Below are 15,260 nucleotides of genomic sequence, written 5' to 3'. Positions count from 1 at the left end.
TTCACTCACCCACTCGGAGTATGGAGCCGAGGCTGCGGCGACGGCTGATGGCGGTGTGCGCGTAGGCGCCCAGTACGGCGACGCCGGTCAGCCCGGCGGCCAGGAGCGTGGGGGTCAGCAGGTCGAGGTCGTAGCTCTGGACGTCGAGGTCGCCGGTGTAGGCCGACAGATCGACGCCGGGGCCGAGCGCGGCGGGCAGGACGAGGCCGAGCGCGAGCCCGGCCAGCGAGGTCAGCACGATCATCGGGGAGATCTCCAGGACGGTCAGCCCCTGTGCCTGGCGTGCCGACAACCCCAGCGTACGCAGGAACGACAGGGCCGCGGCCCGCTCCGCCGCGCTGATCAGGAGGGTCACCACGACCGCGACCAGCGCGTACGCCGCGAGCGCCACGGTCACGATCCGCAAGATGGCCAGAACGGTGCCGGTCAGCGCGTCACCGGTGATGGCCGCGCGGGCCTCGGCGGCGCCGGCCACGGTGATCAGCTTGGCGCTGTCGCCGCCCTTGATCGCGGCCGAGACCGCCTTGACGGCCTCCGCCCGCACCTGGGCCGGGTCGGCGCTGCCGCTGATGAGCAGGGTGTTGACGTTGACGCGGGTGCCGGCCCGCCGGTTGGCGTCCAGCGGCACGACGAGGAAGCGGCCCTGGCTGAAGAACCCGGGCACTTTCTCGATGACGCCGGCCTCGCGGACCTTCATCCGGTTCTGCCAGCCGATGTCGATGGTGCCGCGGCCCTTCATGGCGGGCGAGACGAGCGCGGGGATGCCGTCTCCGCCGGGCTGGGCGGGCAGGGTGATCGGAGTGCCGGCGATGAGTTCGCTCCACGCGGCCAGGTCGACGGCGAGGATGTCGGCCCGTTCGGCGGTGAACCCGATCTGTACCTTCCCCAGTTGCGCGGGGACGACCTGGCCGACGCCGGGTGTCCTGCCGATCTGGGCGATGGCCTCGTCGGTGAAGATGCCGGAGTACTCGACGCGGATCGGGGCGCCGGCCTTCTGCCACACGGCGACCTCCTGGGTGCGGACGATGCCGCTGGAGATCAGCGAGGCGAACACCGACACGGCCAGCGCGGGCAGCAGGATCAGGACCGGCAGCACGCTGAAGGAGCGGGCGCGGGCCGCCCTGGTCAGGCCGAGGAAAGGTACGGCGGGCCGGGCCCGTGCCGCCAGCCGTACGATGAGGCGCAGGGGATAGGGGTAGCAGCGCAGGGTGATCAGCGCGGCGGCCAGCGTCAGCGCGATCGGGACGAACAGCAGGAACGGGTCCTGTCCCTGCGTGGCCACGTCGGTGGTGAGCCCGCGGGTGCGGATCAGGTACGCGCCGACCAGGGCGAGCCCGATGACCAGGACTTCCAGTGTGATCCGCTTGGCCGACGGCTTGGCGGTGGCCACGTCGCCGCGCCGCTCGTTCAGCGGCGCGCGGTGCTCCAGGGCGGCTCGGGCACAGGCGTAGCCGATGCCGGTGAGCAGCAGCAGCGCGGGGCCGACGTGTACGAGCGCGACGGCGGGTCCCGGTACGAGGTAGGCCAGGCCGTACCCGGCGAGGACGGCCGGCAGCAGGGCGGCGGCGGTGAGCCCGCCCGCGGTCGCGATGATCTGGCGCAGCGCGCCGCCGCGCGCCCGCATCAGGCCGAGCGCCTGGTCGATGCGGTCGAGCACGAGCTGAACGCCGAGCACGATGACGCCGAGCGCGACCATGAGCAGGCCGCCCAGCGCCAGGTACATGATCGTCTGGGCGGTGGCCAGCTTGGTGAGGAAGGCGGCGATGAGGTTGGCGAGCTGGGTGTCGAGGCGGTGGGCGAAGTCGCCCTTGGCGTTGAGCGCGAGCGCCTTGTCGTACTCCCTGATGGCGGCCTGCACCGCGACGGGGTCGAGCCTGCCGAGGGCGGCGGTGTCGACGGACAGGACCCAGCGGTAGTCGAGCTGGCGGGTCTCGCCGCTCAGCACGGTCAGCGCCGCGGCGGGGATGAGCGCGGTGATGGACTTCTCGAGGTCCAGTTTGCCCGGCGGCTGCACCTCGTTGACGTTGAGCGCGTCGCCGTTGTGACTCCACCAGCGGTCGCCCGGGTTGACCGCCGTGAAGATGCCGACGACCTTGATCGCGGCGTAGTCGCTCTCGCCGATGATCTGCCGGGCGCCGATCGTGAGCCCCATCTTCTTGGCCGCGTCGGCGACGACGCCGACCTCGAACAGGGGAATGTCGGTGTTCTTGAAGCGCATGGTCGAGGGCTTGCCGGGCGCCCGTCCCTCGGTCCACCGCACGTGCCGGTCGGCGTCGGACAGCCAGGCCAGGTTGATGTAGCTCATGCCGCCGCTGTTGTGCACCGGGGTGCGCGAGGTCTTGGCGCTCATGTGCGAGGTGCCCGCCCCGGGAGGGCGCACGACCGTCCGCAGCCCGGCCGGGACCAGTTTGCGCAGCTCCACGTCCCAGCGCTCGAACTGCTCGACGGAGTCGATGTCCTGCCGGATCCCGTGGGAGGTGGCGAGCGCGGTCAGGTCGGCCTGCTGCGCGGGGGCGGCGTCGAGATCCTGCGCCATCGCCTGGTTGAAGGCCCCCTGCATCATCCGCGGCATGCCCGCGATGAGCAGGCAGGCGCTCAGGGTGAGGACGGCGAGCATGGCGAGGGCGCCGGGATGCACCCGAGCCAGCCGCAGGGTCTTCATTGGTCCTCCCCGATGCGCAGCACTTGACCGAGACCCTGCCGCCGCATGCTGCGGGCCAGCCCGGCGACGATGGCGAACAACACCACGGCCACCACCACGAGCATGGCCGCCGTGGCCGGCCACGGGATGTCGAGCCGCACGTCCGGCGTGACCGCCGCGGCCTGGCCGGTGAGCACGATGTGCGGGACGACCAGGTATCCGACGGCGACCGCCAGCCCGGTCCCGGCCGCCAGCGACAGCCCGATGACGAACGTCTGCTCGATGGCCAGCAGCCCGAACACCTGACGGAAGCTCACGCCGAGCGCGCGCAGGATGGTGAACTCCGACATCCGCTCACGCGCCGCCACCGCCGCGTTGACCAGGAAGCCGAGCGCCGCGAAGACCAGCGCCGCCAGGAATCCGAGGATCAGCGCCCCCTGCAGGCCGCTGCCCAGCGGGTCGTTACGCAGCTCCGTCGCCAGGCGCCGCTGGTCGAGCGCGGTGACGTTCCAGACGGGGTTGGTCCTGATCTTCTCGTACGCGGCGGTGGACGAGCCGCCGGTGTTCAGCCACCATTCGGTCGCCGGCAGCGGGAGCTCGCCCGCGCTGAGCGTGCGGTCCTGCAAGGTCTTCAGATCCACGAGTACGGCCGGCTGCTCCGGCGTGGTCGTGGGCATGCGCTCCACGACGCCGGTCAGCTTGACCTCGATGACCTGCCGCTCGAAGGTGATCGGCGCGACCTGGCCCACGGTCAGCTTGAGCGCGGCGGCCAGGTCCGCGGTGAGCACGACGGGCAGCGGCGCGTTGACCGTGGCGCCGGCCGCGCGCGGAGGCAGCAGCATCTTGTCCGCGTCCACGCCCGGCGGCGCCGGCATCACGACCGCGCCCTCGCGGCCGGACTCGATGGTGAACAGCCCTTCCCGGCTGGCCGGGTCCGCGCCCGCCCAGCGCAGGCCGCCGGGCACGCTCACCTCCTGGCCGTCGGCGCGCAGCGCGAGCACGCGGGCCTCGCGGTCGGTCTCGCTGACCCCGGAGATGAAGCCCTCGACGGCCAGCGGGTAGCTGACCTTCCCGCCGCGCCCGGTCAGGGCGGTGAGGTCGAGGGTGGCCTGCCGTACGGTCTTGGCGACCGCCTCGACCGGCAGCGCGTGGCGTACGCCGAGCGCGTCGGAGAGCACGACCTGCAGGGGGACGGCTCCGAAGGGCGCCTGGACGTCCACGGTGAGCGTGCGCGGGGTGCCGGGCAGCGTCACCGGCGCGGTCTTGGGCCGGCCGGCGGTCAGCCCGGCGCCGAGCTCGGCGACCGTCTGGGCGGACAGGTCGGAGCGCAGCTGGAAGACCTGGCCGAGCTTGGCGGCGTCGATGGCGATCAGGCTGACGAAGGCGTTGTCGACGTCGGCGCGTCCCCGGTAGGCGGGGGCGGCGGCCCGTACGCCGGGCAGCGTGCTGAAGGCGGTGCCCCTGCCGAGGGTGCCGAGTTCGCCGCCGTCCGGTGGCCCGGTCAGCCGCAGGTCCGCGCCGGCCTGGTGGCGGGCCTGGTCGCTCTGCGAGGCGCGCCAGGTGGAGGCGGTGGCCATCGAGACGATGCCGATGGCGATCGCCATGGTCAGCAGCAGCGCCGGTCCCGAGTAGCGCAGCGGCCGCCTGGCCACCTGCCAGGCGCCCAGCGCGGGCGCGAGACTGGCGCGCTTGGTGGTGAACCGTTCGGCGATCTTGGAGATGCGGGGGACCAGGCGCAGGCCGAGCATGCCGCCGGTGAGCAGCGCCAGCGCGGGGCCGGAGATGATCAGCGGGTCGATGCCCAGCTCGCCGGTGGTGGTCGAGGTCACCGGCGCGCCGTAGTGCTGCAGCTGCCAGATCGCCAGCCCGGCCACGACCAGCAGCGCCAGGTCCGCGCCCGCGCGCTCGATCAGGCCGCGCGCGCCGCTTCGGCCGCGTGCCGACTGTTCCTCCACATAGGTACGGCGGGCGCCGGCGAGGGCGGGCAGCGCCAGGAGCACCGCCGACACGAGCGCCACCGAGGTGGAGACCAGGAACGTGCCGAGGTCGGCGACGGGGGCCAGCCGTACACCCGAGGCCTGGATCCACGGCAGCGTGTTGACCGCGGCCAGCAGCGGCGGGCCGAGGAACGGCGCGATGACCGCGCACGGAACGGCCACCAGCAGCGCCTCGCCGCCGGCCAGGGAGGCCAGGCGCCAGGTCCCGGCGCCGCGCGAGCGCAGGAGCGCGACCTCCATGCGCCGGTGGTCGGCCAGCAGGCGGGCGGTGAGCATGAGCGCGTACGCGGCCAGGAGCAGCAGTTGCAGCACCGGGATGAGCATGGTCGAGCGCGAGACCAGGGCGGCGGTGTCGAGCTGGGTGAGCACGCCGTTGAGCCGGCTGATGGCGGTGCATTCGGAGCAGCCGTTCGAGCGGAGCCGCTCGCGCAGGCCGCTGACGCCGTCGGCCAGCGGGCGCAGTTGCTCGGGGGAGACCTGCCGCAGGTCGGGCAGCGCGGTCCAGGTGGTGCTGACGGTGGTGGCGAAGTGGGTGAGGAAGGTGTCGCGGCCGACCATGAGCGGGCCGTAGGTGGTGTAGGAGCCGGTCTCGACGCCGCGGCTGAGCAGGGGTTCGCCGCTCCAGCGGTCGCCGAAGGGGTCGTCGAGCTGGAAGACGCCGACGATCTTCACCTGGCGGGTCTTCTTGTCCACGCGGCCCTGGGTGGTGATGACTTGGCCGACCTTGAACGAGGTGGCCGAGGCGGCGGGCAGCGAGACGACGGCCTCCAGCGGCTGCGCGCCGTCGCGCGGCCAGGCGCCGGAGACGAGCTTGGCGTGCCGGTCGAGGCCGTCGTAGCTGCCGAACCTGAGCAGTTCCGGGCGTTCCTTGCGCTCCTGGCCTGGCATGGCGAAGGAGTCGGAGTGGAAGCTGGCGCCGATCGCCGTCGGCACCCCGGTGAAGAGCTTGCCCACCTGCTCGCGGATGACCTGGTCCAGCTTCGGGAAGGTCTCGCCCTTGACCGGCACGGTCACCGTGACGGCGGTGCTGCCGAAGGAGGCCGTCTCCATGGTGCGCCGGACGCCGACGTCGGCGATGGACGAGGCGTACATGGTCAGCGCCACGAGCGTGGTGGTGGCCAGCAGGATGGAGCCGAGGGCGGCGAGGAGAAGGAGCGGCTCACTGAACGCCCGCTTGACGATCAACGGCCCCCGCATATGACCCCCTTCACCCGTTTAGTGAACTTTTGAGGATCGGCGGAGTCGAGAGCAAGGTGATCTTCACAAGGGATGCGCACCCGATACGCTGCGGCGATGCGCATGTGATATCGAAACTGTGACACAAATCGCACAGGACCTGGACGCTGTTACTCATTCACGCGAAGTATCGCGCCCACGGCAGCTCGGCGGCCCAGCCAGATGTGGACGTAAACCCCCAAAATCGACACCAGGGCCAGCGTCGCCGCCAGCAGCAGCGGCCACCACGCCTCGGTCCCCGCCACCGCGGCCCCGCCCGCGTACGCCGACAGGTCGATCGCCGGACCCAGCGCGGGCTCCAGCCCGAGACCCAGCCCCAGACCGGCCAGCGCCGTCAGCAGGATCATCGGCGTGACCTCCAGGACCGTCAGCCGCCGCGCCTGGCCCGCCGACAGCCCGAGCGTACGCAGGAACGACAGCGCCCGCGCCCGCTCCCGCGCGCCCACCACCAGCGCCAGCACCACCGCCGCCAGCGCGTAGCCGCCCAGCGCCAGCGTCACCACGCGGAAGACCACCTGGACCGTCGCCGTCAGCGGCTCGTCCTCGATCGCCCGCAGGGCGTCGCCGAACGTGCGCACCCGCACGCCCGCGCCGGCCGCTTGCGCCAGGTCCGCCGCCGCCACGCCGTCGCCCTCGACGAACAACGTGGTGATCTCCACCTCGCGGCCCATCCGCGCCCGCACGTCCAGCGGCGTCACCACGAACTCCCGCAGGCCGCCCAGCCCGGGGAAGGCGGTCACCGAGCCCTGGGGCCGCAGCTTCACCTGCTGGTTCCACGTCATCGTGAGCTCGGCGCCCACCTGGTCGGGCGGCACCAGGGCGGGGATCCCCGGACCGTCGCGCAGCGGGCCCGGCGGCCTGAGCGGCGTGCCCGCCACGATCGCGCGGTAGGCCTCCAGGTCGATGGCCACCAGCGTGGGATGGCGCTCGGCGATCCGCACGGTCGCGATCTGCGCCGGCACCACCCGCCGCACCCCCGGGACCCGGCGCACCCGCTCGACCGCCTCCGGTGAGAACGCGCCGGAGGCCTGCAGGCGGGCGTGGGCGCCGACCTCGTTCCACGCCACGTGCTCCTGGGCGGACGAGATGCCCGAGGCGACCACCGCGGAGAAGACCGACACGGCCAGCGCGGGCAGCAGCACCAGCACCGGCAGCACCGAGAACGAGCGGGCCCTGGCCGCCAGCGTCAGGCCCAGGAACGGCACCGCCCGGCGACGGCGTGCGGCCAGCCGTACCAGGAGGCGGAGGGGGAAGGGATAGCAGCGCACGGTGATCACCGCGACCGCCACCGTCAGCCCGAACGGCACCAGCACCAGGAACGGGTCCCCGACCGCCAGCCCGCGCAGGCGCAGCAGGAACGCGCCGCCGAGCGCCAGCGCCACCACCGCGGCCTCCACGGTGATCCGCGCCGGTGACAGCCGGGCCGCCACGACGTCGGCGCGGCGCTCGTGCAGGGGCGCGCGGTGCCGGACCGCGAGCAGCGCCGCCGCACCCGCCACCACGGCGGCGGCGATCAGCGCGGGACCGGCGTGCACGACCGGCGTGAGCGGGCCGGGCACGGCGTAGGACAGCCCGTATCCGGCCAGCGCGGCGGGCAGCGCGCCCAGCGCCACCAGGCCCGTCCCCGCGCCCGCGACCTGCCGCAGCGACCCGCCGCGCGCCCGCGCGAGCGCCAGCGCCCGGTCCGTCCGCTCCACCATCAGCTGTACGGCCAGCAGCACCACGCACAGCGAGACCGCCAGCAGCCCGCCCAGCACCACGGTCATCACGGTCTGCGCGGTGGCCAGCTCGCCCAGGAACCTGCCGAGCAGTTCCGGCAGCCGGGTGATGAGGACGAAGCGGTTCCACGGGTCGGCGGCCTCGACGCCGGCCAGCCGCTCGTACTCGGCGATCGCCGCGGGCAGCGCGGGCGCCTCCCGCGCGGTGGCCTTGGCGGTGTCGACAGGGATCACCCAGGCGTAGTGGATCTGCCGCTCCCCGCCGCCGAGCACCGGCAGGCTCTCCGGTGAGATGAGCGCGTTGACGTGCAGTTCGTAGATGTCGCTGCCGGGGATCGGCACGCGGTTGACCGCGCGCACGGCCCGGTTGTGGTCCCAGAAGCGGTCGCCGGGGTCCACGACGTCGAACAGGCCGGTGACGGTCGCGTCGATGACGCCGACGGTGCCGAGCCGCAGCCGGGTGCCGACCCGGATGTTCATCGCCTCGGCGGCCGACCTGACGATCGCGAGCTCGAAACGCCTGCCGTCCGACGCGCCGGGAGGCCGTCCGGCCACGTAGCGGATGCGCTGCTCGACCCCGGAGACCCAGGTCGGGTCCACGAACAGCGGGCCGTCCGCCGCCGGCCCCTTCATCACGGGCAGGTTGAACGTGGAGGCCCGCTGATGGCCGGGGCCCACCAACCGGCGCAGGACCGGCGGCAGGATCTCGCGCAGCCGCGCGTCGCGGCGCGCGAAGTCCGCGGCGGTGCGGTGCTCGGGCGGATCGTCCTGGGTGGAGTACTCGACCGTCAGGTCGGTCCAGTCGGCGGACGCGGAGCCCACCGAGTGCGCGAACGCCCGGTCGTAGGCCGCCTCCATCGTCTTCGGCAGCGCCGCCACCAGCAGCGCCGCCGCGGCCACCAGGGCGGCGAGCACGGCCAGCGCCCCGGCGTGCGTCCTGGCCAGGCGCAGCGGGTTCACAGGTCCTCCCTGACCAGCGGCGCCCGGCGGCGCAGGCTCCCCGCCAGCCCCGCGACCACGCCGAACAACACCACGCAGACCGCCGCCGCCATCGCCAGCGTGGCCGCCCATGGGAAGACCGGCGTCACGGCGGGCACCACGGCCGCCGCCTGCCCGGTCAGCACGATGTGCGGCACCACCAGGTACCCCACCACGACCGCCAGCCCGATCCCCGCCCCCATCGCCAGCCCGATCACGAACGCCTGCTCCACCGCCAGCAACCAGAACATCTGCCGCCCGCTCATCCCCAGCGCCCGCAGGATCGCCAGCTCACCGGCCCGCTCGCGCGCCGCCACGGCCGCGCTCACCAGGAACCCGAGCACCGCGAACGCCAGCGCCGCCGCGAACCCGAGCGTCAGCGCCCCCTCCAGCCCCGCCGCCAGCGGGTCGTCACGCAGCTTCGCCGCCTGCGACGGCAGATCCACCACGCTCGCGCCCCACGCGGGCGTGCGACGCAACCGCTCCACCGCGGGCGCGGTGTCGCCGCCGCGCGCCGCGGCCCACCACTCGGTGACGGGCTTCGGCGGCAGCGCCCACGCCTGGTCACGGGCCTGCGCCGTGGGCAGGTCCAGGAGTACGGCGGGCCGCCCGGCGGCCGTCGAAGGCAGCGCGTCCACGATGCCCGCCACGCGCACCGCGGTGTTGCGGCCCTCGATCGCCACCGCGGTGACCTGGCCCACGCGCGCCTTCATGATGGCGGCCAGGTCCCGCGACACGACGACGGGCAGCGGGTGGCGCCGATCGCTCGGCGAGGCCGTCAGGTCGCCGGGACCGAGGGTCACGACCAGGGGCTGGGGGTCGGTGGGGGCGTCGGCGGGTGGGGGCGCGGGCACCTCCACGGTGAAGCCGCCGGGGACCGTGACGAGCTTCTCGTCGCGCAGGCGGCCGGGGCGCTGGATGGCGTGGACCCACTCGGCGCCGGTCGGGACGTTCAGGCCGGTGACGGTGATCCTGGTGGCGCCCGCGCGGGCCGGGACCGGCAGCTCGAAGGTGAGTCCGCGCAGAGAGAGCGTGCCCGCCGTGCCCGTGCGGCCGTAGAGCGGGCGTGGGTCGATCTCCAGCGTGCGCGTGCCCGGCTCCAGCGGTCCGAGTACGAGCTCTCGCCAGACGCCGAGCCCGTCCACGACGCTGACCCTGACCTGCACCGGCTCCTCCGCTTCCAGCCGGACGCCGAGCCGGAGCAGGTCGCCCGTCAACGGGATCACCGGGAGGTCGGGACGTCCGGCGAGCAGCCGTTTCGCCATGTCCGGCACCCGGTCGGCGGACAGGTCGGCGCGCAGGCGCAGGATGTCACCGATCGTGGCCGCGTCCACACCGAGCATCGTGACGTCCGCGCCGCCGACGTCGGCGCTGCCCCGGTAGACCGGGCTGATCGCGCTCACGCCCGGCAGCGCGGCGAACGCGCCGCCGCGGCCGAGGACGCCGAGCTCGCGGTTCTCGGGCGGGTCGGAGATACGCAGGTCCGCACCGGTCTGGTGGGTGGCCTGGTCGTCCTGGGAGGCCCGCCAGGTGGCCGCGGTGGCCAGCGACAGGCCGCCGATCGCCACGGCCATGGTCAGCAGCAGGGCCGGGCCCGCGTACCGCAGTGGCCGCCTGCTCACCTGCATCGCCCCCAGCGCGGGGGCCAGACCCGTCCGCCGGGTGGCGAGCCGTTCGGCGACCCCGGAAACCAGCGGCACCAGCCGCAGGCTCACCAGCCCTCCGGTCAGCAACGCCAGCGCCGGACCGGAGACGATCAGCGGATCGACCCCCAGCCCGCCCGCCGCGGTGGCCGTCACCGGCGCCCCGTAGTGCCGGAGCTGCCAGATCGCCAGCGCCGCCACCGCCACCAGCACCAGGTCGGCCCCGGCCCGCTGCACCAGCCCTCCGCGGGCGCGGCCGGTCTGCGTCTCGACATAGGTACGGCGGGCCCCGGCCAGGGCGGGCAGCGCCAGCAGTACCGCACAGGCGCCCGCGACGAGCGCCGCCACCGCGAAAGCCCCCTGCCCGGCCCGAACCCCCGACGCCCCCGCGCCCGCCGCTTCGAGCAGCATGGGTGCGAGGAACGGCGCCGCCACCGCGCACGGGACCGCCACCAGTGACGCCTCCGCGCCCGTGAGCACCGCCAGCCGCACGCCGCCCGCACCCCGGGCCCGCAGCAGCGCCGCCTCCATGCGCCGGTGATCGGCCAGCAGGCGAGCGGTCAGCATCAGCGCGTAGCCCGCCAGCAGGACGAGCTGGAGCACCGGGATGAGCATGGTCGACCGCGCCACCAGCGCGGCGGTGTCGAGCTGGGCGATGACGTCGGGCAGGCGGGAGGTGGCGCCGCAGTTGACGCAGCCCGCACGAGCCAGGCGTTCCTTCGTCCCGGCGACGTCGGCCGCCAGCGCGGCGAGCCGGTCGGGCCGGAGCCCCCGCAGGTCCGGCACCGCCAGCCAGGTGACGGTGACGTGGTCGGCGAACCGCTCCAGGAACGTCTCGCGTGCCACCACCAGCGGGCCGTACGTGGTGTAGTTGCCCACCTCGGCCCCGCGCACCAGCAGCGGCTCGGCGAACCACCGCTCCCCGAACGGGTCGTCGAGCTGGAAGATCCCGGAGACGCGGACGGTGGCCGGCGCCTTGTCCACCCGTCCCCGGGTGGTGAACGTCCGGCCGGGAGCCAGCCCGAGCGCGGTCGCGACCGGCTGCGAGACCGCCGCCTCCACCAGGGTCGCCTGCCGCGGCCAGGACCCCGCGACCAGCTTGGCGTGTCTGCCCAGATCCTCGTACAGGCCGAAGGTGAACAGCTCCGGCGTCCTGCGGCCGAGCTGGCCCGGCGCCACGTACGTGGCCGACCTGGCCGTGGCCGTGACCGCCGTGGGCAGGCCCTGGTAGGCCCGCTTGACCTGGTCACGCACCATGGTGTCGATCTGGCGGAAGTTCTCTTTCGTCACCGGGGCGGACAGGACCGCCGCCTTGTCCGGAATCGCGGCGGTGGCCATGGTACGGCGCACGCCCGCCTCGGTGATCGTGGAGGCGTACATCGTCAGGGCCACCAGCGTGGTGGTGGCCAGGAGGATGGAGAAGAAGGCGGCCAGCAGGAGCAGGGGCTCGCTCGACGCCCGCCTGATGACAAACAGCCCCCGCATGGGTCCACCATCAGGGGCGCGATGTGGGCGGGCAATGGCGGCGGGCTCAATGGTGATCCACCCGAGATTCCCATGTGATGCGGAAATCGTGACATTCATCGGGCCCAGGTGTTGGATGCCCGAATGATCAACGAGCCTTTGGAGCGTCTGCGCGCCGCCGCCCGGCGTACCCGCGAGCTGGCCCTGAACCGGGCGGGCACCGGGCTGGGCCATCAGGACGCCGACGACGACGTCGGCACGATCGGCACGGACGGCGCCCTCGGCTTCGACCCGTTCCCGCTGCTCGAAGCCCTTCACCACCACGGCGTCCGGGCCGTGGTGATCGGGCAGGTCGCCGGCATCATGCACGGATCCACCGAGCTGACCGGCGACCTGGACCTGCTCTGGGACGGCCTACCGGCGCACGCCCCGGCCTTGGCGGCCGCCTTCACCGCCGTCCACGCCCGGCTGGTGGACGAGGCGGGCGACGCCGTACCCCTTCGCCCGGAGTCCTTTCTCCGTCCCAAGGTCGAGTTCACCTCGCCCGGGGCCGGCGGCGACTGCTGCACCCCGGCGCTGCCCTGGGGCGGCCTTCACGTGGGGGAGTTCCTCGGCCGCGCGATCACCGCCGCCGGCCCGGGGGGACTGGAGGTTCACTACGCCTGCCGAGAGGACCTGATCCGGATGCGCCGCGCCATCGGCCGCCCCAAGGACCTCCGCCGGGCGGCGGAACTGGAATCGGCCGGTCCGGGTCAGAGCGCGATGGAGAAGCGCCGGCAGACGTGAACCCGGGCGAACTCGCGACGCAGCCGCTCCTCCTCGGCGAGGCCGGCGTGGAGGAACACCGACACCGGGTACAGGCCCGGCCGAGCGCCGGTGAGCGCGCGTTCCGGCTCGCCGGCCGTCGCGTAGACGTGCAGGTACCGGTCGCTCTCGCGGAAGCCCATCGCCCGGTACCAGCGCAGGGCATCCGGGTCGTCCCGCGTCCAGGCGTCGAGCGTGGTCACCGCGGACAGGGCACGGACGCGCGTCATGGCCTGTTCGAGCAGCGCGCGGCCGATACCCACGTGCTGATGGTCAGGGTGGACCGCGACGGTCTCGATGGTCGCCAGCTCACCTCGTACGGCGACGTCCATCAGGCCGAGGACGGTGTCGTGCCGGTCGGCCACGACCAGCTCGAAGCCGGGAGCCGTGATCGCGGGCTTCGCCGGGGCGACGTCGTCGAAGTAGGCGGTGCCCAGAAAGGCCAGGACCCGGCAACGGAGCCAGGAGGGTTCGTCGGCGCGGGCAATACGTGCGGATACGACCCTAAGATCACGACCGTGATTGTGCGGGGCTCCCTCGGGAGAGAACAACCGGTTTTTGGACTACTCTGAAACGAGCGTACGAGGGCGCTGCCAGTCCGCGGGCAGGGATTTTCCCACCTCAACGCACTCGACAAGGTCAACCTCTTCCGGCCGGGCCAGCGGACCTCGGCGACGATGGAGGTTGCGATGTCCGATCGTCATTTCGAGCTGCCGGCTCATCCGAACGTTGAGTACTACCGCAAGCAGGCCAAACACCTGCGTCACGCGTACGCGGCGGGCGATGCCGCGGCCGGGGCCCGGGCCGCCGACGTGCTGGGCGGCCGAGCCGGTCAACGATTCCTGCTCAGCGATGCCCAGTACGTGCTCGCTCAGGAACACGGGTTCCGGACCTGGGCCGAGTTCCGCGCCCACCTCGAAAGCCGCGGCACCACACGGGATCGGCCGGTCTCCCGCCTCATGGGGGTCAGTCCGGGGATCTACGCCTCGATGGCCGGCACCCTCCTCGCCGAGCTGCGCCGCGGCGATCCCGGCGCGCTGCGGCGGCTGCGGGCCCACGTGCCACGGCACGCCACCGCGGCCTCCGCGGCGACCGCCGCGCTCCGCGACGCGCGGCTGATCATCGCGCGCGAGCTCGGCCTCCCGACCTGGCAGGAGCTCGTGTCGTTCACCGAGAAGTCCCGCCGCGATCTCGGCGAACGCCGCACCCGACGGCTGCGGCTGCGCCGCGAGGCCGAAGCCCTGCTGGCCGGCGACACCGACCGGCTGGACAACCTGCCCCCCGAGCACGCCGACACCCTGCTGCACATGCTCGCCCGCTCCGAGATGATCCCCGGTGTCCGGCTCGGCCGGGAACTCGGTGTGCCCCGCGCCGCGGTCGCCGTCCTGCTCCGCAGGGCCACCGACCTGAACCGCCCGCTCACCTGGGCCGCCCGCTTCAACCGGGCCGGCTACGTGCGCCTGCTGCTCGACGCCGGCGCCGACCCCGGCACCCGGGCCTTGGGCGTCACCCCGCTGGAGAACGCCGTCTATCACGGCAACACGGAGGTCGTCGACCTGCTCGCCGTACACGCGATCGTGCCGCGGGCGCTCTGGACGTACGCCGCGTGCGGCCGGCTGGACCTGGTGCGGGCCTGCTTCGACGCGGACGGCACGCTCCGGCCGGACGCGGCGCCGGCGCGTCCCGACCTCGCCGACACCGGCGCCGGCTTCCCCTCCCGGCTGCCGCCGGCCGACGATCCGGAGGAGATCGTGGGAGAGGCGTTCGTTCATGCCTGCCAGCACGGCCGGATCGAGGTCGTGCGCTGGTTCCTGGACCGCGGCGTCCATCCGGACGTGGCGCCCTACCTCGGACGCACCGGCCTGCACTGGGCCATCCCGGGCGGCCGCCTGCCCGTGATCCGCCTGCTCCTGGAACGCGGCGCGGACCCGTCCATCCGCGACGACCTCCTCCAGATCGACGCCGACGGCTGGCTACGCATAACCTTCGCCGCCCGCCCGCACGATCCGGTGACCCGGCGGCTCCACGACCTGATCGGGTCCGGCTTCCACTGAGGGGTGTCCCCGCCGGGGAGACCACCGCACCCGTCCCCCGCGGGCCAGTGGGGGGCGGCTGCGGCCCGCAGAGAGATGGGAGCTGCGGCCGGGTAGGTTCACGGAAGTGGCCTTGGGCACGAGCCGCTCCTATTTCTTCTTCGTAGGCGCGCATTTGAACGTGGGAGTGCACTGGGGGTCGGGTGGCTTGCTGGGATTGCAACTGCCTTTCGGATTGCAGTTGTCCGGCTTCTGCATGCCGGGAGCGCAGCCCGGGTTGCAGTTCGGTTCGCACGGCCACGTTCCGGTGGCGGTGACCGCGGGCAGGATCTGCTCGCGTGAGAGCTGGTACGCGGCTCCTACCAGGGACGTTAGACCGGTCTCGCGGACGTTGCCAGCGGAAAGCCAGCGTGACGGTCGCGGCGGCGGGTGTTCGAGAGTGCAAGGAAGAGACGGGCCTCGACATCGAGATCGTCGGTCTCGTCGGCGTGTTCTCGACGCCGGACCATGTGATCGTCTACATGAAGGGCAGCGAGGTCGACGAGGTGCGTCAGCCGATCAATGTGTGTCTGTGGGCCCATGTCGTTGGAGGGGAGATCCGGCCGGAGCCGGCGGAGGCGCAGGAGGTGCGGTGGGTGGCGGCGGAGAAGCTCGCCGGGTACGGCATCCATCCCGCTATCCGCTTGCGGATCGACTGCGGGCTTGCCGGCGGATCTCCGCACATCGGCTGAACCGGCTGTCGATCA

At 73.4% G+C, this 15,260-nt stretch carries 8 protein-coding genes; 3 read left to right on the top strand and 5 right to left on the bottom strand.

Annotation, left to right across the window (positions count from 1 at the left end):
* Position 1 precedes the first annotated feature (1 nt).
* The 4 genes from ACIBKY_RS19025 to ACIBKY_RS19010 all read right to left on the bottom strand — a co-directional run bounded on the left by ACIBKY_RS19025 (position 2) and on the right by ACIBKY_RS19010 (position 11,698).
* Entirely contained in the window at positions 2-2,662 is a 2,661-nt protein-coding gene (locus tag ACIBKY_RS19025; protein ID WP_397097962.1) for a hypothetical protein, read from the bottom strand.
* The gene (locus ACIBKY_RS19020) at positions 2,659-5,835 is read right to left on the bottom strand and encodes an ABC transporter permease (protein WP_397097961.1); all 3,177 of its coding nucleotides are present in this window, start codon (positions 5,833-5,835) and stop codon (positions 2,659-2,661) included. Before ACIBKY_RS19020 ends, ACIBKY_RS19025 begins: the two co-directional genes overlap by 4 nt.
* Before the next feature lie 149 nt (positions 5,836-5,984).
* Positions 5,985-8,552 carry an FtsX-like permease family protein gene (locus ACIBKY_RS19015; RefSeq protein WP_397097960.1) on the bottom strand — a complete coding sequence of 856 codons (2,568 nt, stop codon included), beginning with the start codon at positions 8,550-8,552 and terminating at the stop codon, positions 5,985-5,987.
* Positions 8,549-11,698 carry an FtsX-like permease family protein gene (locus ACIBKY_RS19010; protein WP_397097959.1) on the bottom strand — a complete coding sequence of 1,050 codons (3,150 nt, stop codon included), beginning with the start codon at positions 11,696-11,698 and terminating at the stop codon, positions 8,549-8,551. The genes ACIBKY_RS19015 and ACIBKY_RS19010 overlap by 4 nt, the downstream gene beginning before the upstream one ends.
* Before the next feature lie 123 nt (positions 11,699-11,821).
* Here ACIBKY_RS19010 and ACIBKY_RS19005 point away from each other — a divergent pair, with 123 nt between their 5' ends.
* Complete coding sequence (locus ACIBKY_RS19005; protein WP_397097958.1) at positions 11,822-12,463, top strand: hypothetical protein; 642 nt, start codon at positions 11,822-11,824, stop codon at positions 12,461-12,463.
* Here the strand turns inward: ACIBKY_RS19005 and ACIBKY_RS19000 are convergent.
* The gene (locus tag ACIBKY_RS19000) at positions 12,430-13,032 is read right to left on the bottom strand and encodes a GNAT family N-acetyltransferase (RefSeq protein WP_397097957.1); all 603 of its coding nucleotides are present in this window, start codon (positions 13,030-13,032) and stop codon (positions 12,430-12,432) included. The two genes, ACIBKY_RS19005 and ACIBKY_RS19000, sit on opposite strands and share 34 nt — an antisense overlap.
* Positions 13,033-13,170: 138 nt before the next feature.
* Between ACIBKY_RS19000 and ACIBKY_RS18995 the strand changes: the two genes are divergently transcribed.
* Positions 13,171-14,535, top strand: coding sequence for an ankyrin repeat domain-containing protein (locus ACIBKY_RS18995; RefSeq protein WP_397097956.1), 1,365 nt, complete (start codon positions 13,171-13,173; stop codon positions 14,533-14,535).
* A 389-nt stretch (positions 14,536-14,924) separates the two neighbouring features.
* Complete coding sequence (locus ACIBKY_RS18990) at positions 14,925-15,245, top strand: NUDIX hydrolase (protein ID WP_397097955.1); 321 nt, start codon at positions 14,925-14,927, stop codon at positions 15,243-15,245.
* Positions 15,246-15,260 lie beyond the last annotated feature (15 nt).

This window comes from Nonomuraea sp. NPDC050394, from assembly GCF_044459065.1.
GTDB lineage: Bacteria > Actinomycetota > Actinomycetes > Streptosporangiales > Streptosporangiaceae > Nonomuraea.
Note: the sequence above shows the minus strand (reverse complement) of the source record. Positions and strands in the feature narration are given on the sequence as shown.